Source organism: Streptomyces sp. NPDC058335, assembly GCF_042723915.1.
In the GTDB taxonomy this organism is placed as follows: domain Bacteria; phylum Actinomycetota; class Actinomycetes; order Streptomycetales; family Streptomycetaceae; genus Streptomyces.
Map to the genome: position 1 here is coordinate 95,257 of NZ_JBHXHX010000001.1, position 22,118 is coordinate 117,374.

Consider the following 22,118-nt stretch of genomic DNA (forward strand, 5'->3'; position numbering starts at 1 on the left):
CCCTGTATGCGGTTGCGCAAGCCTGTTGAACAAGTCACAGGTGCGCAGAGACGTTTGATCCGGGCCCCGCCGATCGGCGAAAGTCTCGCGCAACCCGCTCCGCAACGCCGCTCCTTAACGCGTTTCCGCAAACCGTTCCGCGGCGCGCGGACCGGGGACCGGGCCGGGGACCGGGCCGGGGACCGGCGGCCGTCGTGCCCGCCCCCACGGGGCACGCCGGCCGCTTAGCCTGACCTGATGACGACGACGTACGCCGCACTGTTGCGCGGCATCAATGTGGGCGGCAGCCGGAAGGTCCCGATGGCGGCCCTGCGGACGCTGCTGGAGGGCCTCGGCCACGACGACGTCCGCACGTACCTCCAGAGCGGGCAGGCCGTCTTCTCCAGCGGCCACGGCGACGAGGACAGCCTCGCCCGGGAGCTGGCGGGGGCGATCGAGAAGCAGTTCGGCTTCGCCGTCGACGTGATCGTGCGCGACCACGCGTATCTGAAAGCGGTTGCCGAGGCTTGCCCCTTCCCGGCCGCCGACCTGGAGGCCAAGCAACTCCATGTCACGTACTTCTCCGCCCCCGTCGACGCCGACCGCTTCGCGGGGATCGACCCGGCCGCGTACCTGCCCGAGGAGTTCCGCCTCGGCGACCGGGCCCTGTACCTGTACGCCCCCGACGGCCTCGGCCGCTCCAAGCTCGCCGAACAGCTCTCCCGGCCCCGGGTCGTCAAGGGGCTGATCGCGACCACCCGCAACTGGAACACCGTGGCCAAGCTGGTGGAGATGACCCGGACCTGAATCCTGTCGCGTTTCTTCAAGCGGACCCCGTACCCCCGTCCCTAGCGTGAGGGACATGAAGTACGACGAGACGCACCGGTACATGTCCGAATGTGCCGCCGAGGCCGCCCGCGTCGCGCGCGGTGTCCCGGCGGCCGGCCTGAACGAACCGACCCACTGCCCCGGCTGGGACGTGCGCGCCCTGGTCAACCACTGGGTCCTCTACACCTCCCACGGCCTGGAACACCGCGCCCGGCGCGAGCAGCTCCCCGGGGAACTGGTCGCCCGCGACTTCACCGCCGACCCCGGCTGGGCCGATGCCTACGCAGCCCAACTGGAGCGCGCGGTCGCGGCCTGGGCGGACCCGGCGGTCTGGGAGGGCGAGGTCGACCTGGGCGGCGGCGCGATGCCCGCCGACGAGCTGGGCGCCATGATCGTCAAGGAGATGGCCGTACACGGCTGGGACGTCGCCGTCGCCACCGGCCTGCGGTTTCGCGTCTCGGAGGGCGCCGCCCGCCTGATCCTCGACGTCGTCGAACGCCACGGCGACCTCTACCGCCAGTACGACGGCTTCGCCGATCCGGTGCCGGTGCCGGACGACGCACCGACCTTCGAACGAGCGCTGGCGGCGAGCGGACGGGACCCGCGGCAGGGCGTCGTCGCCCAGGTGGACCACTGAAGAAGCAACGGCACTGCGGGTCCCGGTCGCAGAAGGCCCCTCAGGCCCCGACCGCCGCCAGCATCGGGGTGCGGGCCGCGTCGTACCGTTCCAGCAGTACTCGGGCCACCTCGGGGGACGGGCCCAGCACGTCGGCCAGGACGTCCGCCCCCGCCGCGCCCCGGGCGATGCGGTCGGGGAGGAAGCCGGGGGCCAGGACGTACGGGGCCACCGCCACCGTCGAGCAGCCCAGCTCGCGCAGTTCGCGCACCGCGTCCTCGGTGCGCGGAAGGGATGCGGAGGCGAACGCGGGTCGCACGGCGCACCAACCGGTGTGCCACCACTCCCGCGCGATGTCTGCGATCACCGCGATCGCCTCCGGGTCCGTGGACCCCGCCGAGGCCAGCACGACCCCGGTCGAGGACTTGTCGGCGGGCGTCAACCCCGCCTCGTACAGCCGCCGTTCGAGGGCGGAGAGCAGCAGCGGGGAGGGGCCGAGCACCTCCGCCTGGCGGATCCGCAGCCGGCGCGGCGCGTCCCGCAGGACCGCCGGGATGTCCGCCTTGGCGTGGAAGGCACGCGTCAGCAGCAGCGGGAGTGCCACCACATCGCGTACGCCCTCCGCCGCCAGCGACTCCAGCATCCCCTGCGCGGACGGGATGTTGAAATCGAGGAAACCGGTCTCTACACGCAACCCGGGCCGCAACGACCGCACCCGCCGCACGAGGGCGTGGACGGTCGCCGCGTGCCGCGGATCGCGGCTGCCGTGGGCGATGACGAGGAGAACCGGCTGATGGCGCACGGGGTCAGCCCTTCACCAGCAGTCCGCGCCCGCGCAGCACCCGCCGCTCCAGCGGGCTGAAGATCAGCAGGTCGATGGCGATGCCGACGAAGAGGATCAGGACGATCGCCTCGAACACCATCGCCATGGAACTGGCGTTGCGGCCGTTCTCCAGCAGCGCGCCCAGGCCGACGCCCAGGTCGGGGGAGGAGGCGATGATCTCCGCCGCCATCAGCGAGCGCCAGGAGAAGGCCCAGCCCTGCTTGAGACCGCCCAGGTAGCCGGGCAGCGAGGCCGGCAGCACGATGTGCCAGGCGCCCTTCAGCCCCGTCGCGCCCATCGTGTGGCCCGCCCGCAGGAACAGCGGCGGCACCTGGTCGATGCCGGAGACCAGGCCGTTGGCGATGGAGGGGACCGCGCCGAGCAGGATCACCGCGTACATCATCGAGTTGTTCAGGCCCAGCCAGATCACCGCCGGCGGCACCCACGCCACCGAGGGCAGCGACTGGAGACCGGACAGGATCGGGCCGATCGCCGCGCGCACGAACTTCACCCGGGCGACCAGCAGACCCAGCGGGGTGCCGATGGCGAGCGCCAGCAGGAAGCCCAGCAGACCGCGCGAGACGCTGGTCCAGATGTACTCGAGGAGCTTGCCCTCCAGCCACGCGTCCTTGAACTCGTTGCCCACGTCGGACGGCGACGGCAGCTTCGCCGGATCGTCGACGACCTTGAAGGTGATCAGCGCCTGCCAGACGACCAGGACCACCGCTATCGCGACGATCGGCGGCAGGATCTTGTTGACGAAGGTCTGCCGGAAGGACGTACCGGCCGTCGCCGTGGTCTCCAGGGCGTCGAGGCCCGCCTCCACCCCCGCGATGCCGCTGTCGCGGACCGGGGCCTTCGCCGTCGGATCGGTGGTCTCAGTGCTGGCCATGACGGCGGATCTCCCCACGCAGGACTTCGGTGATCTCCAGGGACAGTTCGGCGACGGGAGCGTCCTCGATGCGACGCGGCTGCGGAATGCCGACCGTCCACTCGCGCGCTATCCGCCCCGGCCGGGAGGACAGCAGGACGACGCGCTGCGCGAGCCGCACGGCCTCGCGCACGTTGTGCGTGACGAACAGCACCGACAGGCCCGTCTCCGCCCAGATCCGGGTGAGTTCGTCGTGCAGCACGTCCCGCGTGATCGCGTCGAGCGCCGCGAACGGCTCGTCCATCAGCAGCAGCCGGGCGTCCTGCGCCAGGGCGCGGGCCAGCGCCACCCGCTGCCGCATACCGCCGGAAAGCTCGTGTACGCGCTTTCCGTACGATCCCTTCAGCCGGACCAGCTCGAGCAGCTCCTCGGCCCGGTCGCGCCGGTCGTTCTTGGGAACTCCCCCCAGCTTCAGGGCGAGTTCGATGTTCTTGCCCGCGGTGAGCCACGGGAACAGGGCGTGCTCCTGGAACATCAGGGCCGGCCGCCCGTCGGTGCCGATGTGACCGGCGGTCGGGGCGTCGAGCCCCGCCACCAGGTTCAGCAGCGTCGACTTGCCGCAGCCCGAGGCCCCCAGGAGGGTGACGAACTCGCCCGGCGCGACGTCGAGGGTGATGTCGTCGAGGACGAGCTGCTGCCCGGCGGGCCCGGCGAACGACTTCGAGACATGCTCGATACGCGCGGCGTACTCCACCGACTCGGTGCCGTCGGCGGCCTTGGCGAGGGTGGTTGCCATGGTCGTCACCTCCTGGGAACTCTCGTGGTTGCTGGGTTACTTGACGCCGAGACCGGCGTCGTCGACGGTCGGCTCACCCGCGGCCTGAAGGACCTTGTTCAGGGGCGCGAGGTCATAGATGCCGTCCAGCAACGGGTCCTCCAGCAGACCGGCCTTGACCGCGTGTTCGGCCTCGCTGTTGAGCGTGGCCGCGAGCGGGTCGTCGGTGAACTGGATGGACTTCCACGCCGGGTCCAGGACCGCCGCGGGCAGCTCCTTGCCGGAGTCCACCTTGAGCTGCGCGTTCGCCGCCGCCTTCGCCTCGTCCGGGTTGGCGTTGATGTACTTGTTGATGTCGACCGACGCCTTCAGTACCGCCTCGACCGCCTTCGGGTGCTCCTCGAGGAACTTCTGCGACACGATGATGTTCGTGATCACGAACTTCTTGTCGGGCCACAGGTCGGACTCGTCCAGCAGCACCTCGGCGCCCTCGGCCACCAGCTTGGACGCGGTCGGCTCCGGCACCCAGGCGCCGTCGATGGAACCGGATTTGTAGGCGTCCGGGGTGACCTTGTTGTCGGTGCGGATGACCGACACATCGCCCTTGCCGCTCTCCGCGTCGACCTTCCAGCCCTGCTCGGAGATCCAGTTCAGCAAGGCCACGTCCTGCGTGTTGCCGAGCTGCGGCGTGGCGATCCTTTTGCCCTTGACGTCCTTCAACGACTTGATCTTGGCCGGGTTCACCACCAGCTTCACCCCGCCGGACGCCGAACCGCCCACGATGCGCAGGTTCTTGCCGGCCGACTTGGTGTAGCCGTTGATCGCCGGCGAGGGGCCGATCCAGCCGATGTCGATCGACCCGGAGTTGAGCGCCTCGATCTCGGACGGACCCGCGTTGAAGATCTGGTACGACGCCTTGGTGGCGCCGAGAGCCTTCTGGAAGTAGCCCTTGTTCACGCCGACGAGGGCGGTGCCGTGGGTCAGGTTGCCGAAGTAGCCGATCTTGACCGAGTCGAGTCCGTCGATCTTCTCCGCCCCGGCGGCGACCTTCTGTGCGGCCGGTTCGTCCTTCGCCTCGGAGCCGTAACCGCAGGCGGCGAGGGTGAGAAGGGGAAGTGCGGCGACGGCGGCGAGTCCGCGGCGAAGAAGCGTTGAGCGAGTGGCAGGCACGGGAGGTGTTCCTCTCGTTGGCCCGGCGGTCACGGTCTCTCAGGTCGTGGCCGGGAGGTCGGCAGGTTTTCGTCTACAGCGGTGGGGGGTGCGGGCGCGCAGGCAGTGCGCGTACGTCAGCGCACACATCGCGCCACCCCGCCCTGCCCGCTGCCGAGGGCGCCGCTGCCGATGCGGCCGCCCTCCTTCGCGAACGTGGAGTAGTAGTCGGTGGAGTTCATGTCAGAAGTCCCACCCGTCGTCGTCGGACAGGTCCTTGACCGGCTCGGGGGAGGCGAACGACTCGCCGACCATGCCCGCGGTGAGCGTGGTGCCGTCGCTCGGGTCGATCAGGATGAACGAGCCGGTGCGGCGCGAGTCCGCGTAGGAGTCCACCGGCAGCGGCTCCGCCGCGCGGATCTTCACCCGGCCGATGTCGTTGGCGACGAGCTGTCCCGGATGCGGGTGCAGGGACAGGTCGTCGAGCGTGAGACGGGACGGGATGTCCTTGACGATCGCCTTGACCGTGCGGGTGCCGTGCCGCAGCAGTACCCGGTGGCCGACCGTCAGCGGCGCGTCGGCGACATGGCAGACGGTCGCCTCGACGTCCTGCGTGGTCGGCGGGGCGTCCTTGCTGGGCACGATCAGGTCGCCGCGCGAGACGTCGATGTCGTCCTCCAGCAGGACGGTCACCGACTGCGTCGTCCAGGCCACGTCGACCGGCGTGCCGAGCAGGTCGATGCCCGCGATCTTCGTGGAGCGGCCGGACGGCAGCACCGTGACCTGCTCGCCCACCCGGAACGTGCCGGCCGCGATCTGGCCCGCGTAACCGCGGTAGTCGGGGTGCTCGGCGGTCTGCGGCCGGATCACGTACTGCACGGGCAGCCGCGCGTGGCAGTGCGCCAGGTCGTGACTCACGGGAACCGTTTCCAGGTGTTCCAGGAAGGTCGGCCCGCCGTACCAGTCCATGTTCGCCGACGGATCCACCACGTTGTCCCCGGCGAGCGCCGAGATCGGGATCGCGGTGACCTCGGGAACGCCCAGCTCGCTCGCGTACGCCGTGAACTCCTCGGCAATCGCCGCGAAGACGGTTTCCTCGTACTTCACGAGGTCCATCTTGTTGACGGCGAGGACGACGTGCGGGACGCGCAGCAGAGCCGCGATCGCCGCGTGCCGCCGAGTCTGTTCCACAACTCCGTTACGGGCGTCGACCAGGATCACCGTCAGCTCGGCGGTGGAGGCACCCGTCACCATGTTGCGGGTGTACTGCACATGGCCGGGCGTGTCGGCGAGGATGAACCGGCGCCGGGGCGTGGCGAAGTAGCGGTAGGCCACGTCGATCGTGATGCCCTGCTCCCGTTCGGCGCGCAGGCCGTCCGTGAGCAGCGCGAGGTCGGGGCCCTCCTGGCCGCGGCTCGCCGAGGCGCGCTCCACTGCCTCCAGCTGGTCCGTGAGGATCGACTTGGAGTCGTGCAGCAGCCGTCCGACGAGCGTGGACTTGCCGTCGTCGACGGAGCCGGCGGTGGCGAACCGCAGCAGGGTGGTGGCCGAGAGTTCCTCGGTCGTGATGGTGCTCATGCTTAGAAGTACCCCTCGCGCTTGCGGTCTTCCATCGCGGCCTCGGACATCTTGTCGTCGGCGCGGGTGGCCCCGCGCTCGGTGAGCCGGGAGGCGGCGATCTCGGCGATGACCTGCTCCAGCGTCAGAGCGTCGGAGTCGACGGCGCCGGTGCAGGACATGTCCCCGACGGTGCGGTAGCGCACGAGCCGCTTCTCGACGGTCTCGTTCTCCTTGGCACCGCCCCACTCACCCGGCGTCAGCCACATCCCGGCCCGCCGGAACACCTCCCGCTCGTGCGCGAAGTAGATCTCGGGCAGCTCGATGCCCTCACGGGCGATGTACTGCCACACGTCCAGCTCGGTCCAGTTGGACAGCGGGAAGACGCGGACGTGCTCGCCGGGGGCGTGCCGGCCGTTGTACAGGTTCCACAGCTCGGGGCGCTGGCGGCGCGGGTCCCACTGGGAGAACTCGTCGCGCAGGGAGAACACGCGCTCCTTGGCGCGGGCCTTCTCCTCGTCGCGGCGGCCGCCGCCGAACACCGCGTCGAACCGCTCCGACTGGATCTTCTCCGTCAGCGGCAGCGTCTGGAGGGGGTTGCGGGTCCCGTCCGGACGCTCCTTCAGCAGACCCCGGTCGATGTAGTCCTGCACGGAGGCGACGTGCAGCCGCAGCCCGTGCTTCGCCACCGTACGGTCGCGGTACTCGAGGACCTCGGGGAAGTTGTGCCCGGTGTCCACGTGCAGCAGCGAGAACGGCACCGACGCCGGCGCGAACGCCTTCAGCGCCAGATGCAGCATGACGATGGAGTCCTTGCCGCCGGAGAAAAGGATCACCGGGTTCTCGAACTCGCCCGCCACCTCGCGGAAGATGTGCACCGCCTCCGACTCCAGGGAGTCCAGGTGGCTGAGGGCGTACGGGGAGTCCGTGCCCTCCTCGGTCCGTGCGACGGTCGTCACACCAGTCCCCTCTCGCTGAGCAGGGCGTACACCGACGCCGCGGACTCCTTGACGGTCTGGTTCTGGGACTCGATCCGCAGATCGGGCCGCTCGGGGATCTCGTAGGGGTCGTCGACCCCGGTGAGCCCGGTCAGCTCGCCCGCGGCCTGCTTGGCGTACAGCCCCTTCACGTCGCGCTCGCTGCACACGTCGACCGGGGTCGCCACGTGCACCTCCAGGTACGCCGTCGCGCCCTCCTCGTGACGCTTGCGCACCGCCTCGCGGCTGTCGGCGTACGGCGCGATCACCGGCACAAGCGCCTTCACACCGTTACGGGCGAGCAGTTCGGCGAGGAAACCGATGCGCTGCACGTTGGTGTGCCGGTCCTCACGGCTGAAGCCGAGGCCCGCGGAGATGAACTCGCGGATCTCGTCGCCGTCGAGCACCTCGACGAGGTGGCCCTCCTCGCGCAGCCGGGCGGCCAGCTCGAACGCGATGGTGGTCTTGCCGGCACTCGGCAGACCCGTGAGCCAGACGGTGGCTCCGGTCGTCACGTGGTTCTCCAAATCGGTAGGAAGCGCGGTCATGGGCGTCAGCCGTGCAGTCCGCACTCGGTCTTCGCGCGGCCCGCCCAGCGGCCGGCGCGCGCGTCCTCGCCCTCCAGGACCCGGCGGGTGCAGGGGGCGCAGCCGACGGAGGTGTAGCCGTCCATCAGCAGGGGGTTGGTCAGTACGCCGTGCTCGGTGACGTAGGCGTCCACGTCGTCCTGGGTCCAGCGGGCGATCGGGGAGACCTTGACCTTCTGCCGCTTCTCGTCCCAGCCGACGACCGGGGTGTCGGCGCGGGTCGGGGACTCGTCGCGGCGCAGCCCGGTCGCCCAGGCGCGGTAGCCCTTGAGGCCCTCTTCCAGTGGCTGCACCTTGCGGAGCTTGCAGCACAGGTCGGGGTCGCGGTCGTGCAGCTTGGGGCCGTACTCGGCGTCCTGCTCGGCGACCGTCCGCCGCGGGGTGAGGGTGATGACGTTGACGTCCATCACGGCCTCGACCGCGTCCCGGGTGCCGATGGTCTCGGGGAAGTGGTAACCGGTGTCGAGAAAGACCACGTCCACGCCCTTGAGCACGCGGGAGGCCAGGTGCGCCACCACCGCGTCCTCCATGGACGAGGTCACGCAGAACTGCTTGCCGAAGGTGTCCACGGCCCACTGGAGGATCTCCAGCGCGGAGGCGTCCTCCAGGTCGCGGCCCGCCTGCTCCGCGAGCGCCTTCAACTCTTCGGCGGTACGGGTTTCCTGAGCCGTCGTCATATCGGGTCCCCTCCGTTGTCGGCTCGCTGAACTCCCCGGGCGAGCAGCCCGAGGAACTTCAGCTGGAATGCGCGATTGCATGCCGCGCATTCCCAGGCGCCGTGACCCTCTTCATTCGGACGAAGATCCTCGTCGCCGCAGTAGGGGCAGTAGAAGGGCGCGGCCCGCTCGCTCACGACAGGGCCTCCTCGTCGGCCCGCGCAGCCCAGACGGCGAACCGCTCGCCGTCCTCGCGCTCCGCCTGGAACCGCTTGAGCACCCGCTCGATGTAGTCCGGCAGCTCGTCCGAGGTGACCTTCAGACCACGGACCTTGCGGCCGAAACCGGCTTCCAGACCGAGCGCTCCGCCCAGGTGCACCTGGAAGCCCTCGACCTGCTCGCCCTGCTCGTCGAGGACGAGCTGGCCCTTGAGACCGATGTCCGCCACCTGGATACGGGCGCAGGCGTTCGGGCAGCCGTTGATGTTGATGGTGATCGGCTCGTCGAACTCCGGGATGCGGCGCTCGAGTTCGTCGATCAGGGCGGAGCCGCGCTGCTTCGTCTCGACGATGGCGAGCTTGCAGTACTCGATGCCGGTGCAGGCCATCGTGCCGCGCCGGAACGGGGAGGGCTTGGCGGTCAGGTCCAGTGCCCCGAGGGCCTCGACCAGCGACTCGACCTGCGCCTCCTCGACATCGAGGACGATCATCTTCTGCTCGACGGTGGTCCGGACCCGGCCCGATCCGTGCGCCTCCGCCAGCTCCGCGATCTTCGTCAGGGTGGCGCCGTCCACGCGGCCGACACGCGGTGCGAAACCGACGTAGTAACGGCCGTCGTTCTGGCGGTGCACGCCGACGTGGTCGCGCCACCGCTCGACGGGCTGGGCCGGAGCGGGACCGTCGACCAGCTTGCGCTGGAGGTACTCGTCCTCCAGGACCTGGCGGAACTTCTCCGGGCCCCAGTCGGCGACCAGGAACTTCAGCCGGGCGCGGGTGCGCAGCCGCCGGTAACCGTAGTCACGGAAGATCGAGATGACGCCCTCGTGGACGTCCGCGACCTCGTCCAGCGGGACCCAGGCGCCGAGCCGGACGCCGATCTTCGGGTTGGTGGACAGGCCGCCGCCGACCCACACGTCGAAACCGGGGCCGTGCTCGGGGTGGTGCACGCCGACGAACGCGACGTCGTTGATCTCGTGCGCCACGTCCAGCAGCGGCGAGCCGGAAACCGCTGTCTTGAACTTGCGGGGCAGGTTCGAGAAGGCCGGATTGCCGACGATCCGGCGGTGGATCTCCTCGATGGCCGGGGTGCCGTCGATGATCTCGTCCTCGGCGATCCCGGCGACCGGCGAGCCGAGGACCACGCGGGGCGTGTCACCGCAGGCCTCGGTGGTGGACAGACCGACCGCCTCCAGGCGGTTCCAGATCTCCGGGACGTCCTCGATGCGGATCCAGTGGTACTGGACGTTCTGCCGGTCGGTGATGTCCGCGGTGCCGCGCGCGAACTCCTGCGAGATCTCACCGATCACCCGCAGCTGCTGCGTGGTGAGCCGGCCGCCGTCGATACGGACGCGGAGCATGAAGAACTCGTCGTCCAGCTCCTCCGGCTCCAGGATCGCGGTCTTGCCGCCGTCGATCCCGGGCTTGCGCTGGGTGTACAGGCCCCACCAGCGCATCCGGCCGCGCAGATCGTTCGGGTCGATCGAGTCGAAGCCGCGCTTGGAGTAGATCGTCTCAATGCGTGTCCGCACATTGAGACCGTCGTCGTCCTTCTTGAACTGCTCGTTGCCGTTGAGCGGGGTGAAGTGCCCCGCGGCCCACTGACCCTCGCCGCGGTGACGGCTCACCTTGCGGCGGGGCGCTGAGGCGGCAGGGTTCTCGGGGGTGGCGGCCATGGTGAATACGTCCTTCGGGACAGCGACGGGAAGGGGTCGGCGCGTAGCGCCGTCCATGAGGGGCGGTGGTCGGATGACGGGGCGGGCGGCTCTGCCCTGCGCGGCAGAGGCGCACGGAGGCATGCGTGCGCGTCGTTGCGCGGAGGGGGGCTGGAAGGGGCTGTCGGCGGTGCTTCGGCTCGTCAGCTCGCCGGACAGATGGCGCTGGACATGCGGCCGAGGTCGACGTGCCGCCGACTCACCAAGGCAATCCCAGTTCCAGACATGACGGAAGCGTGTCACGGCGATCTGGACACAGTCCAGCTTCGTCCGTCATGTGGACACCCTGGTCTCGGTAGGCGAGACCAGGGTGGTGTCGGTCACATGCGCCGCACGATGTCTTGTCGACGCAGGTCAGGCGAGGTATGCGCCCGGCCAGGGGCCCGGAGCGGCCACCTCGGCCTCCTCCTCGACCTTGGTGTCGAACAGCTTGAACCCACGGCGCTGGTAGTTGTCCATCGCGTGCTCGCCGTCCAGGCTGCACGTGTGCAGCCACACCCGCTTCGTCTGCGGCAGCCCCTGCCAGCGGTCCGCGAGGTCCCAGGCGCGCGCGGCGCCGTACGACAGCAGATGGCCGCCGATCCGGCGGCCGCGGAAAGCCGGGAGCAAACCGAAGTAAACGATTTCGACGGCTCCGTCCTCCTGCGGCTCCAGTTCCACGTACCCCGCGGGCGTCCCCCGGTCGTACGCCACCCAGGTCTCCACGCCCGGCCGGGCCAGATGCTCCTGCCACCGCGCGTACGTCCAGCCCAGCCGGTCGACCCAGCGGATGTCCCCGCCGACGGACGCGTACAGGAAACGGCTGAACTCGGGGGAGGGCACCTCGGAGCGCACGATGCGCACGTCGCCCTCGGGCGCGGCGGCCGGCAGGAGGTCGCCCGGCGAGGTCTGCTCCAGGGACCAGGTGGTCACGGGGATGTTGGTCATGCCCGTCAGGGAATCATCTGCTTCGCCGATCTGTCGATCGAGGCCAGCGGCAGCGCGAACAGCACGCGGCCCGACTGCGTCCAGACATCACCGGTCTGCGCCCAGTAGGACAGGGACTCGGTCCGCGGGCTCCAGCAGTCGCGGCTGTCGTCGGCTCCGCAGCGCAGGCCCCGCGCGCCGTCCGTGTCCTGCCGCCACAGCGTCCCGTGCCCGTCCTCGGCGCCACCGCCCCGGCTCACGTACCAGCCGCCCTCGTACGACAGCACGCCGCGCACCCCGGTCGCCTCCGTCCGGTACGCCTCCGTCGCGCCGACCCGGCCCGCGGAGTCACCGGCGAGGAACCCGGCCCGGCCGGGGGCGGTGTCGAAGGCGTACCGCCACAGGCGGGCGCCCCGGTCGCCGTCGTCGAGCGTCCACTCCCCGGCGACGAGACTGTCCGGGGCCGTGCTGCGGTCCAGGGACACGGTGGCGGGGTGCGGGGCGCCGGAGCCGCCGCTCAGCCGGTAGGAGGCCACGGCCGGCAGGACGTACGGCGCGCCGTGCGCCGACCATCCGCCGGGCACCCGGCCGACCGCCTCACCGGCGACCGTGGCCCGGTGGATGCGGTTGACGTCGTACACGTACAGCGCGGCCCGGTCCCCGTCGTCGGCGGTGACCAGCAGCTTGTCCTGGTACCAGACCATGCCGGAGACCTGGGAGACCAGGCCTCGGTAGTCGCGTCCCCCGTCGACGGGGACCGCGAGCAGCGCCCAGGTGTAGGGGAGGCGGTTCAGGTTGTCCGCGTCCACGAGCGCGATCCGGGCCAGACCCCGGTCGGCGACGGGGCCGGAATCGCCCGACCAACCGGAGACGATCACCCGGTGGGCGCCCCACAGGCCGTCGTCGTCCGCGTCACCGGAGGTGGTGACCGCGCCCGGCTGCCAGCCCTCGGTGTCGTCGGTGTTCCAGCAGTACGCGCGCGTGGCCGTCGGGGAGACGGGCAGAGCCCTGCGCTCACCCCGGGTGCAGTCGGCCGCGTCGCGCAGCGAACGGTCGGCGCCGCTCAACGCCTCACCGACCCCCACCGACGGACCCATCTCCGCGGCGAGCCGATCCAGAGAAGCCGGCGGAACCGCTTCCTCCGTCAGCCGCAGCGCGGCCGTGGCAGCGGAGGAGGTCAGCGGCTTCAGGGCGCCGGGGCCGTCGGTGACCGTGGCCTGGGAAGCGGTGATCATGGTGGCGGCCGCGGTGAGCGCGAGAGCGGTTCCCGCCAGGAAACCGCGTACCGCCCTGCCCCGCCTGCGCCGGCGATGTCGGCCACGCTGCTTCATTCGTCCTCCCGAGGCGGGCCAACTGCGCCTGTTGATCCTTGCGTTGACCGAGGAGCAGGTGGGGTGACCCGTAGAGGGATGCTACGGCAGTCGGCCTCCGCAGGGGGCGAAGACCTCGCATATGTACGGAAGATGCTGTGCCGTAAGTCGACTTACGGGACGAAAGCCTTGATCACGGGCGGGCGGAAACGTTGCCGGTTCCGGTTTCGGACGTGCGGGACCGTGTCCCCGCCGCCGGTCACCGGTGCGGGGAACCCGGCATCCGCGCGCCCGTCACCGAGGGTGCCGTCGAGTGGGGGAGGAGGTCCTTCGGGTCGTCCGGGAGGAGCACCTCCACCTCCGCCTGCTCGCAGAAACGATAGGGCCGATGTTCCAGAAGTCCCCCGAGATACCGCCGGACCCGCGACATCTCGGCCCGTACCGTCACTCTGCGCGCCGGGTCGCCGAACACCTCCTCGGCGAGCCCCGAGGCGCTGCGCCCGGCCCGGTGCACCGCCAGCACGTACAGCAACTCCGCGTGCCGCGGACTCAGTTCGTGCGACCACGCGCCCGCGCCGCCGGTCACCGTCACCGACCACCGGTGCCGCCGGGTCAGATCCAGTACGACCCTGGTCGCGCCCGGCGCCTCCGGCTCCACCGCCCCGTCGACCGAGCGCACCAGCCAGCCCCCCGCCAGCGGATCCAGCGTGCACAGCCCCAACGCGGGGACCCAACGACGCCCAGGCGACGGCGACTTCGGCAGCGCGATCCGGTTCGTGTACGGCATCCCGGTCACCGCCGCCGTCCACCCGTCCCCGTCCACCACCACCGCCCGGCCGCCGATCCTGGCCAGCACCGGAGCCGCCACCGCCCGCAGCCGCTCCAGCGCGCCCAGATGCCGCTCGCGCAGGGTCGCCTCGGCCAGCTTCGCCACCGAGTCGACCCAGGCGAGGGTCGCCGGATGCATCGTGTCCAGCGGACCGCTGACGTCGACCACACCGAGCAGGCGTCCGCTCCGCGGGTCCGTGATCGGGGCGCCGGCGCAGGTCCAGGTGGTCTGCGCGCGCACGAAGTGCTCGGCGGCGAACACCTGCACGGGCCGCCGTACCACCGCGGGAGTGCCCACCCCGTTGGTGCCGACCACGTCCTCCCGCCAGTCCGCGCCCAGTTCGAAACCGATTCCGTCCGCCTTGCGCAGCACCGTGGAGGACCCCTCCCGCCACAGCACCCGGCCGTCCTCGTCGGCGACGACCATGATGTGCCGGGCGATGTCGGCGACCGAGAGCAGGCCCTCGCGCAGTACCGGAAGCACGTCCCGCAGCGGCGACTCCTCCCGGCGCCGCCGCACCTCGTCGGGGCTGAGCAGCCTGGCCCGGTAACCGTTTTCCGGATCGACACCGCTGCGCAGCGTCCGTTCCCAGGACTGCTCGATCACCGGCCGGTGCACGTGCCCGGCCCGTCGGCCGGCGAGCCGGGCGTCACGCACCTCACTGAGCATCCGGGCCGCCCGCGCGGCGTCGACGGCGGCGAGCTGCGGCACGTTCAACGGCGACTTCGCCACGGGGCCTCCCGGTGAGCAGACGGACTCAGGACCGGATGTCAAGCGGCTGCGCCGACTGTTTCCGGTCTTGCTGGGGGTCCCATACTGCCGTCCACCGGTGACGGAGGGGCACAGTCCGGTCACCGAATCCCCCCGCGTTGCAACCCCCTGCAACCCTGGCCAGCATCCACGAACTGTCCGAAACTTGTAGCACGCCGTCCCGAGCGGCGTTTCTGGCCTCGCAGGGCCATTGTCGCGGGGGTGGTGCCGTGTCGGCGCAGCACCACCCCCGCTCCTGATTCCCACAGGTCACGACAAGGGCCGGGCCCGCTCGACGAGCGCCCGGAGATCCAGGGTGTGGGGCAGCGTGCCGAAGGCGGCGCCCCCGTCGCCGCCCAGCCGCGAGGCACAGAACGCGTCGGCCACCTCCGGCGGCGCGAACCGTACGAGCAGCGACCCCTGCAGCACCAGCGCGAACCGCTCCGCGATCCGCCGCGCCCGCGCCTCCGCACCGTCCAGATCGGCCAGTTCCGTCAGCAGGTCCTTGATCGCCGCGTCCAGCCGGTGATCCGCGCCGCGTGCCCGCCCCACCTCCTGCAGGAACGCGTTCAGCGCCTGGGGCTCCCGCCGCAACGCGCGCAGCACGTCCAGCGCCTGGACGTTTCCCGCGCCCTCCCAGACCGAGTTCAGCGGCGATTCGCGCACCAGCCGGGGCATCCCCGACTCCTCCACGTAACCGTTGCCGCCCAGACACTCCGCCGCCTCCACCGCCACCGGCGTACAGCGCTTGGTCACCCAGTACTTGGCGGCCGGCACCGCGATCCGCAGCAGCGCCCGCTCCTGCTCACCGCCGTCGTCGCAGGCGGCCGCGAGCCGCAGGCCGAGAACCGTCGCCGCCTCCGACTCCAGCGCGAGATCGGCCAGCACATTGCGCATCAACGGCTTGTCGAGAAGTTTCCCGCCGAACGCCTCGCGGTACGCGCAGTGGTGCACCGCCTGCGCGACGGCCGCCCGCATCAGTCCGGCCGACCCCAGCACACAGTCGAGCCGGGTCGCCGCCACCATGTCGATGATGGTGCGCACCCCGCGCCCCTCCTCACCGACCCGGCGCGCCCACGTCCCGTCGAACTCCACCTCGGCGGAGGCGTTCGACCGGTTGCCCAGCTTGTCCTTGAGCCGCTGGATCAGGAACCGGTTACGCGTGCCGTCCTCCAGCACCCGCGGCACCAGGAAACAGGTCAGCCCCTCCGCGGCCTGCGCCAGCACCAGGAAACCGTCCGACATCGGCGCCGAACAGAACCACTTGTGCCCCGTCAGCACATACGTCCCGGCCTCGGCCAACGGCCGCGCGGACGTCGCGTTCGCCCGGACATCGCTTCCGCCCTGTTTCTCGGTCATCCCCATCCCGAACAGCGCCCCCGCCTTCTGCCCGGCGGGCCGCAACTCCCGTTCGTAGATCGTGGACGTCAGCCGCGGCACCCACTCGGCGGCCAACTCGGGGTCGGTGCGCAGTGCGGGCACGGCCGCGTGCGTCATCGACAGCGGACAACCGTTTCCCGCCTCCACCTGCGTCCACACCAGGAACCCCGCGGCCCGCCGCACGTGTCCGCCCGGCCGGGTCCAGGCCGCGGTCAGTCCCGCGCCGACCCCCTTGCCCAGCAACCGGTGCCACGCCGGATGGAAGTCGACCTCGTCGATCCGGTGCCCGTAACGGTCGTGCGTGTGCAGCCTGGGCGGATTCTCGTTCGCCTGCACCGCCCACTCCTGGAGCTGGGCCGACCCGGCGGCCCGGCCCAGCGCCGACAGCTCGCCGCAGGCCTCGTCGAGCAGTTCCGGATCGAGGTGGCGCTCCACCGCGGCCACCAGGGCCTGGTCGGTGCCGTAGACGTCGTACCCGAGGAGGGGCGGGGGCTGGTTGGTCACTGTGTGCGTACTGCCTGCCATACCGCGAACGTACCCCCGGGTACGCCGCTCATGGCCGGGGCAGCTCGGGAACGCGCCGCGCGGCGCCGCACGGGCCCGTGCCGACGGCCGTGGCGCATGCCGTCACAGGTGCCCTGGCACCTGCCGTGCGGACGTTCCGCGTGGCACCACCCGCGCGGTCCGTGGCAAGGTTGCTCGGCACGGGGTGACGGCCCACCACCGGAGGTGAGTGCAGCCCCGTACGGCGGATACCTTTAAGGCGTGCAGCCAGCAAGTCAGTCACCCGAGCAACCCGAGGCACCCACCGGGCGTCTCCATCGGGCGCGTGCCCTCTACCGGAACGTCTCCAAGCGCAGGACCGCCTGGCTGCTGGTCAAGGACACCGTCAACTCCTGCATCGAGTACCGCATCCTCGGCCTCGCCGCCGAGGCCGCCTTCTTCACGCTGCTGTCCGTGCCGCCGCTGCTGCTCAGCCTCATCGGCCTGCTCGGTTACGTCGACGACTGGACCGGCACCGACACGATCAGCAGCCTGGAGTCGAACCTCCTCGAGGCCTCCCGCACGGTCCTGTCCGAAAAGGGTGTCGCCCAGGTTGCCCAGCCGATCCTCGACGACGTGATGAATGGCGGCCGCCCGGATGTCATCTCCATAGGTTTCCTGTTCGCCCTCTGGTCCGGATCACGCGCGGTAAACGTTTTCATCGACACGATCACCGTGATGTACGGCCTCGACGGCGTGCGCGGGATCGTCAAGACCCGGCTGGTGGCGTTCCTGCTGTTCGTCGCCGCGCTGTTGCTCGGCGCGGTCGCGCTGCCCCTGATGGTCGCCGGGCCCGACGCCGTCGTACGGATCGTGCCGTGGTCGGCGACGGTCGTCCAGGTCCTGTACTGGCCCGTCGTGATCGTTCTGTCGATCGCCTTCCTGACCACGCTCTACCACGTGTCCGTGCCCGTGCGCTCCCCGTGGATCGAGGACGTCCCCGGCGCGCTGGTGGCCCTCGCCATGTGGGTGCTCGGCAGCTTCCTGCTCCGCATCTACCTGGAGAACACCGTCGAGGGCGCCACCATCTACGGCTCCCTCGCCGCCGCCGTCGCCGTCCTGCTGTGGATCGGCGTGTCCGCGTTCGCCGTCCTCGTCGGCGCCGCCATGAACGCCGCCATCGACCGCGTCTGGCCGGCCGCCGCGACGGCCGCCGCCCGCGCCGCCAACGAGCGGATCCGGCAGGAGGAAGCCGCCGAGTACGTCGCCCGCATGGCCGCCGCCCACCCCCACGAGGACCCCGACGACCCCGACATGCCCTCCGAGTTCCCCGAACGGTGGTCACGGTTCCTGCCCCCGGAGGACGTCACGGGCCGCCTGCGCACCCACGCGAAGACATCGCCGAAGGGCGGCGGGGGCGGGGAGGAGTGCCCGCCCTCCGAGAGGTGAGCGCGCGGGGGTGGTAGGAGTCCGGTCCCCTGGCGCGAGCGGCCGGCGTGGGGGGCCTGTTCCAGGATCCGAGCCCTCGGGAACGGTGAGGAGAACCGCTCCCGAGAGGCGAGCGGGCAGGGGGCGAGTGGTGAGGCCCGACGCTCCGGGGCGAGCGTTCGGAACGGTGGGGGCCCGGCCCGGAGAGGCGAACGCCGGAGGGCCGCGAGGACGCTCGGAACGGTGACGGCGCTGTCGATGCCGTCGTGCGCGCCCTCGCGCGACCGCGGTGTCACGCCCAGGTGCCCGCCGCCGCGGCCTCCTTCGCGAACTCGGCGAAGTCGCGCGGCTCCCGGCCCAGGACCTGCCGTACACCGTCCGTGAGGTGCGCGTTGTGTCCGTCGAGCAGCTCCTCGAACAGCTCGACCAGGAAGTCGGCCTCCTCGCCCGGCACCCCGAACCCGACCAGGTGCTCCCGGTACTCCCGCGTCGGCACGGCACGGTACGACAGCTCCCGCCCGGTCGCCGCGGCGATCTCCGCGACCGCCTCGCCCCACGCCACCAGCCGCGGCCCGGTCACGTCGATCTCCCGCCGCACATACCGGTCCCCCGAGGTCAGCGCCGCCACCACCACATCCGCGATGTCCCGTACGTCGATGAAGGGTTCCCGCACCCCCTCGGCGGCCGGGAACACCAGCCCGCCGCTCAGCCGCAGCTCCTCCACCAGCGGACCTTCGCTGAAGTTCTGTGCGAACCACGAGGCCTGCACGATCGTCCAGTCGGCACCCGACTCCCGCAGGGCCTCCTCGGTCGGCCGCGCCCGTTCCTCACCGCGCGCGGAGAGCAGCACCAGTCGCCGCACGCCGAGGGAAACCGCTTCCGGAGCGATTTCCCCGACAGCCCGGGTCGCCTCCGGCGAGCCGACGTCCGTCGGGAACGCCAGGTAAGCCGCTTCCGCGCCGCGCAGCGTCTCCGCCCACGTCGACCGGTCCCGCCAGTCGAAACCGGTTGCCCGCGAGGCCGCCCGCACCGTGAGCCCGGCCGCCCGCGCGGCCAGCGCCACGCGTCCGCCCGTACGACCGGTCGCTCCGGTCACCACGACCGTCATGTTCGAAGTGCCCGACGTGTGCGAGGTGTGCGACGTGTCCGTCGTCGGGCTCGGGCTCGGGGTCGTGGTCGTGCTCGTGTCCCTCGTCGTGTTCGTCGTGTCCTGCGCCGGGTTCTCGGCTGCGTTCTGTGTCATGGCTTCAGTCAACTGCCGTGCGCCGCACGGGCCCATCGCTGAACGGCTCATTCCCATAAGCGCGCGTCTACGCTGGCCGCATGGACGCACACCCACGCTCGAACGGGCTCACGCGGGGAGACCCGCTTGCGGGCCTGCTGGAGGGTCCACGCGCACGTGGCGCCCTCATGATCCGCGCGTGCTTCGACCCGCCGTGGGCGGTACGGGTCGAGGACCGGGCCCCGCTGACGGTGATGCTCATGGTCCGCGGCGAGGGCTGGGTCGTGCCCGACGAGGGCGAGCGGGTCCGGCTCACGGCGGGCGACCTCGCCATCGCCCGCGGCCCCGGCCCCTACACCTGCGCCGACGACCCCGCCACGGCCCCGCAGGCGCTGATCCTCCCCGAGGGGCAGTGCGCCTACCCCGACGGGCGGGCCCTGAACGGCTCCATGGACCTGGGCGTGCGCGCCTGGGGCGACCGCCTGGACGGCTCCACCCTGGTGCTGATCGGGACGTACATGATGGACGGCGAGATCAGCGGCCGGCTGCTGGACGCGCTGCCGCCCCTGCTCTCCCTCACGTCCGACGTATGGCCGTGCCCGCTCACCCCGCTGCTCATGGAGGAGATCGGCCGCGACGAGCCCGGCCAGGAGGTCGTGCTGGACCGACTGCTGGACCTGCTGGTCATCGCCGCGCTGCGGGCCTGGTTCTCCCGGCCGGGGGCGGAGGCGCCCGCCTGGTACCGGGCCATGGCCGACCCGGTCGTGGGCCGGGTGCTGCGCCTAGTCCAGGACGACCCGGCCCACCCCTGGACGGTCGCCTCCCTCGCCGTGAAGGCGGGTGTCTCCCGGGCCGGTCTGGCCCGCCGCTTCACCGAGCTGGTGGGCGAACCCCCGATGACCTACCTCACCGGCTGGCGCCTCGCCCTCGCAGCGGACCTCCTCCGCGACACCGACGAGACGATCGGCGCCATCGCCCGCCAGGTCGGTTACGGAAGCGCTTTCGCCCTGTCCAGCGCGTTCAAACGGGTGTACGGCGTGAGCCCGCAGGAGCATCGGGGCCGGGTGGGGGCCGGTCTCCCGGTGGGGGGCGGCGCGTAGCCTGGGCCTTGTGTACGAGGAACGGCCCTCCCGGCTCGCCGGTGCGGTGGTGTGGACCAACACCCCGACGGGCGGCGTCCCACGTCCGGTGCTCCCCGACGGCTGCATGGACCTGTTGTGGAACGAGGGCAGGTTGCTCGTCGCCGGCCCCGACACCCGGGCGTACGTCCCCGACGGCCCGACCGCGGCCTGGGCGGGCCTACGCCTCTACCCCGGCACCGCGCCCGCCCTCCTCGGCGTACCCGCCCATGAACTGCGCGACCGACGCGTGGAGTTGGCCGACCTGTGGCCCGCGGCGGAGGTACGACGACTGCGCGACAGGGTCGAGGCCGCGACGCACCCGGCGACCGCGCTGGAGGAACTGGCGCTGGAACGAGCGGTCCCACCCGACGCCGAGCTGCGCCGACTGGTGACCGCCCTCGCAACGGGCCGCCCGATCGCCGAGACCGCGGAGGAACTCGGTGTCGGTGCCCGCCAGTTGCACCGCCGCTCGCTGCACGCCTTCGGCTACGGCCCCAAGACGCTGGCCCGCATCCTGCGCCTCCGTCGCGCTCTGGCCCTGGCCCGTCAAGGTGTGCCGTACGCGGACACCGCGGCCCACGCCGGCTATGCCGACCAGGCCCATCTGGCCCGCGACGTACGTGAGTTGAGCGGTATGACACTGACGGAGCTGCTGGATCAGGGAGCGAGCGGCCAAGGAGCAGGGGAGAGTATGGGACAGAGAGTGGCGGGGGGCGGGACCAAGGGCTACGGCAGGGGTGCGAACAGGTCGACTCCCTGACCGTCCGGGTCCTGCACGACGGCGTACCGCTGCCCCCAGAAGGCGTCCCACGGCTTCAGCTCGCCCGTGTATCCGGCGCCCACCACCTCCTCGTACACCGCGTCGACCTCGGCCGGAGCGTCGCAGCGCAGCGCGAGGGAGTGCCGGCCGCCCCCGGACGGGGCCTGCCAGCCGGGATGGAAGGACCGGACGGTCTCCTCGGTGTCCAGCAACAGCCGCAGCCCGCCCGGCAGAGCGGCCTCGGCGTGCGGCTCGCGCTCGGCGCCCTCGGGGAACGCGAAGCCGAGCCGACGGTAGAAGGCGACGGAGGCGGCCATGTCGGAGACGACCAGGCCGATGGCATCGAATCGTGGACTCATACGGCCACCGTAGGCAGGGCCGCCCGAGGGGTCTTGAAAGAAACGGACACGCTTTTGTTCCACGCCCTCCCGTCAGGCCCTCCCGTCAGGCTGGTCCGTGAGGTTGGTCAGTCAGAGTGCCCGTCCGGTTCGGCGATCAGACGAAGACGACCGGCCCGTTCGGCGTGTCCAGGGTGTACGAGAAGCCCGCCGGGCCCTCGGAGACCGCGAGGTCGGTGCCGAGCGCGGTCAGCAGGGCGTGGACCTCGCCGGGGTCCGGGGCGGTGGCCGTCAGCTCCAGCAGGGGCGTGACCGGCAGGCCCGACGCCGACGGGTGGGTCGTACCGCCCCAGTCGATGAGAAAAGGGACCAGGCCGGACGGATGCGGGGTTCCGCCGTCCGTCAGCCGCCACTTCAACAGGGTGCCGTCGGGGCGTCGTCGGCTCATCCTCCGTACCTCGCCGGGGTCGTAGCCCCGCGCACGGACGGTCGCGACCGCCGCGTCCAGATCGGGCGGACTGATCGCCCAGGTGACGGTCCTCGGCGAGTCGAGCCCGTCCACCCCGAAGATGCGCGGACCCGTCGGCGCCGGCTGCTCGGGATCCGGGCCGATGATCTCCAGATACGCGCAACCACCCAGCCCGACCAGGTAGTTGCGGGTGCCGAATCCGACATGCACACCGCCAGGAGCCGGGGCCACTCCCGTGCGCCGGGTGAACTCGGCGACCGTCGCCGCCAGATCGCGAGTCGCGAGGACGAGGTGGTCGAGCCGTGCCGGAACGGTGTTCATCCCGCCCGAGACTACGCGCTCGGCCTCGAATCGCCGCGACTGTGGAACACCTG

At 71.3% G+C, this 22,118-nt stretch carries 23 protein-coding genes; 5 read left to right on the plus strand and 18 right to left on the minus strand.

The genetic code is table 11. The features are described 5' to 3' along the window. Positions 1-237 precede the first annotated feature (237 nt). A complete protein-coding gene (locus ACFWJX_RS00435; protein WP_383234575.1) occupies positions 238-786 on the plus strand; it encodes a DUF1697 domain-containing protein in 549 nt (182 codons plus the stop codon). A 55-nt stretch (positions 787-841) separates the two neighbouring features. Beyond that, a complete protein-coding gene (locus ACFWJX_RS00440) occupies positions 842-1,444 on the plus strand; it encodes a TIGR03086 family metal-binding protein (RefSeq protein WP_383234578.1) in 603 nt (200 codons plus the stop codon). 40 nt (positions 1,445-1,484) lie between these two features. On the opposite strand, the gene ACFWJX_RS00445 is transcribed toward ACFWJX_RS00440, so the two are convergent. The 15 genes from ACFWJX_RS00445 to ACFWJX_RS00515 form a co-directional block, all read right to left on the minus strand. Further along, positions 1,485-2,225 carry a sirohydrochlorin chelatase gene (locus ACFWJX_RS00445; protein ID WP_383234581.1) on the minus strand — a complete coding sequence of 247 codons (741 nt, stop codon included), beginning with the start codon at positions 2,223-2,225 and terminating at the stop codon, positions 1,485-1,487. 4 nt (positions 2,226-2,229) lie between these two features. Continuing rightward, entirely contained in the window at positions 2,230-3,138 is a 909-nt protein-coding gene (locus ACFWJX_RS00450) for an ABC transporter permease (protein WP_383234584.1), read from the minus strand. After that, positions 3,125-3,913, minus strand: a complete 789-nt coding sequence (locus ACFWJX_RS00455; RefSeq protein WP_319182076.1) for an ABC transporter ATP-binding protein — start codon at positions 3,911-3,913, stop codon at positions 3,125-3,127. Before ACFWJX_RS00455 ends, ACFWJX_RS00450 begins: the two co-directional genes overlap by 14 nt. 36 nt (positions 3,914-3,949) lie before the next feature. Next, positions 3,950-5,062: an aliphatic sulfonate ABC transporter substrate-binding protein gene (locus tag ACFWJX_RS00460; protein ID WP_383234588.1), complete on the minus strand. Its 1,113-nt coding sequence runs from the start codon at positions 5,060-5,062 to the stop codon at positions 3,950-3,952. A gap of 222 nt (positions 5,063-5,284) precedes the next feature. Then, positions 5,285-6,619 carry a sulfate adenylyltransferase subunit 1 gene (locus ACFWJX_RS00465; protein WP_383234591.1) on the minus strand — a complete coding sequence of 445 codons (1,335 nt, stop codon included), beginning with the start codon at positions 6,617-6,619 and terminating at the stop codon, positions 5,285-5,287. Between the two features lie 2 nt (positions 6,620-6,621). Further along, entirely contained in the window at positions 6,622-7,557 is a 936-nt protein-coding gene (gene cysD / locus ACFWJX_RS00470) for a sulfate adenylyltransferase subunit CysD (protein ID WP_383234594.1), read from the minus strand. Next, a complete protein-coding gene (cysC, locus tag ACFWJX_RS00475) occupies positions 7,554-8,090 on the minus strand; it encodes an adenylyl-sulfate kinase (protein ID WP_383234597.1) in 537 nt (178 codons plus the stop codon). Before cysC ends, cysD begins: the two co-directional genes overlap by 4 nt. A gap of 38 nt (positions 8,091-8,128) precedes the next feature. Next, a complete protein-coding gene (locus ACFWJX_RS00480; RefSeq protein WP_383234600.1) occupies positions 8,129-8,839 on the minus strand; it encodes a phosphoadenylyl-sulfate reductase in 711 nt (236 codons plus the stop codon). Next, on the minus strand, positions 8,836-9,015 hold the full coding sequence (locus ACFWJX_RS00485) for a hypothetical protein (protein ID WP_086768364.1): 180 nt from the start codon (positions 9,013-9,015) through the stop codon (positions 8,836-8,838). Before ACFWJX_RS00485 ends, ACFWJX_RS00480 begins: the two co-directional genes overlap by 4 nt. Further along, on the minus strand, positions 9,012-10,709 hold the full coding sequence (locus ACFWJX_RS00490; RefSeq protein WP_383234604.1) for a nitrite/sulfite reductase: 1,698 nt from the start codon (positions 10,707-10,709) through the stop codon (positions 9,012-9,014). The genes ACFWJX_RS00485 and ACFWJX_RS00490 overlap by 4 nt, the downstream gene beginning before the upstream one ends. 182 nt (positions 10,710-10,891) lie before the next feature. Beyond that, a complete protein-coding gene (locus ACFWJX_RS00495; protein ID WP_309486338.1) occupies positions 10,892-10,975 on the minus strand; it encodes a putative leader peptide in 84 nt (27 codons plus the stop codon). Positions 10,976-11,102: 127 nt separating this feature from the next. Next, positions 11,103-11,675, minus strand: a complete 573-nt coding sequence (locus ACFWJX_RS00500; RefSeq protein WP_383234608.1) for a GNAT family N-acetyltransferase — start codon at positions 11,673-11,675, stop codon at positions 11,103-11,105. A gap of 5 nt (positions 11,676-11,680) precedes the next feature. Further along, complete coding sequence (locus ACFWJX_RS00505; protein ID WP_383234610.1) at positions 11,681-12,985, minus strand: hypothetical protein; 1,305 nt, start codon at positions 12,983-12,985, stop codon at positions 11,681-11,683. Between the two features lie 238 nt (positions 12,986-13,223). Continuing rightward, a complete protein-coding gene (locus ACFWJX_RS00510; protein WP_383234613.1) occupies positions 13,224-14,525 on the minus strand; it encodes a GAF domain-containing protein in 1,302 nt (433 codons plus the stop codon). Positions 14,526-14,813: 288 nt separating this feature from the next. Continuing rightward, complete coding sequence (locus tag ACFWJX_RS00515; RefSeq protein ID WP_383234616.1) at positions 14,814-16,448, minus strand: acyl-CoA dehydrogenase family protein; 1,635 nt, start codon at positions 16,446-16,448, stop codon at positions 14,814-14,816. Positions 16,449-16,688: 240 nt separating this feature from the next. Between ACFWJX_RS00515 and ACFWJX_RS00520 the strand changes: the two genes are divergently transcribed. Next, positions 16,689-17,855, plus strand: coding sequence for a YihY/virulence factor BrkB family protein (locus ACFWJX_RS00520; RefSeq protein WP_383234619.1), 1,167 nt, complete (start codon positions 16,689-16,691; stop codon positions 17,853-17,855). 271 nt (positions 17,856-18,126) lie between these two features. On the opposite strand, the gene ACFWJX_RS00525 is transcribed toward ACFWJX_RS00520, so the two are convergent. Beyond that, a complete protein-coding gene (locus ACFWJX_RS00525; protein WP_383235875.1) occupies positions 18,127-18,942 on the minus strand; it encodes an NmrA family transcriptional regulator in 816 nt (271 codons plus the stop codon). Positions 18,943-19,157: 215 nt separating this feature from the next. Between ACFWJX_RS00525 and ACFWJX_RS00530 the strand changes: the two genes are divergently transcribed. Further along, positions 19,158-20,156: an AraC family transcriptional regulator gene (locus ACFWJX_RS00530; protein ID WP_383234622.1), complete on the plus strand. Its 999-nt coding sequence runs from the start codon at positions 19,158-19,160 to the stop codon at positions 20,154-20,156. 10 nt (positions 20,157-20,166) lie between these two features. Further along, positions 20,167-20,937 carry a helix-turn-helix domain-containing protein gene (locus ACFWJX_RS00535; protein ID WP_383234625.1) on the plus strand — a complete coding sequence of 257 codons (771 nt, stop codon included), beginning with the start codon at positions 20,167-20,169 and terminating at the stop codon, positions 20,935-20,937. Here ACFWJX_RS00535 and ACFWJX_RS00540 read toward each other — a convergent pair. Further along, complete coding sequence (locus ACFWJX_RS00540) at positions 20,904-21,296, minus strand: VOC family protein (protein ID WP_383234627.1); 393 nt, start codon at positions 21,294-21,296, stop codon at positions 20,904-20,906. The two genes, ACFWJX_RS00535 and ACFWJX_RS00540, sit on opposite strands and share 34 nt — an antisense overlap. Positions 21,297-21,432: 136 nt before the next feature. Continuing rightward, a complete protein-coding gene (locus tag ACFWJX_RS00545) occupies positions 21,433-22,065 on the minus strand; it encodes a VOC family protein (RefSeq protein WP_383234630.1) in 633 nt (210 codons plus the stop codon). Between the last annotated feature and the right edge of the window lie 53 nt (positions 22,066-22,118).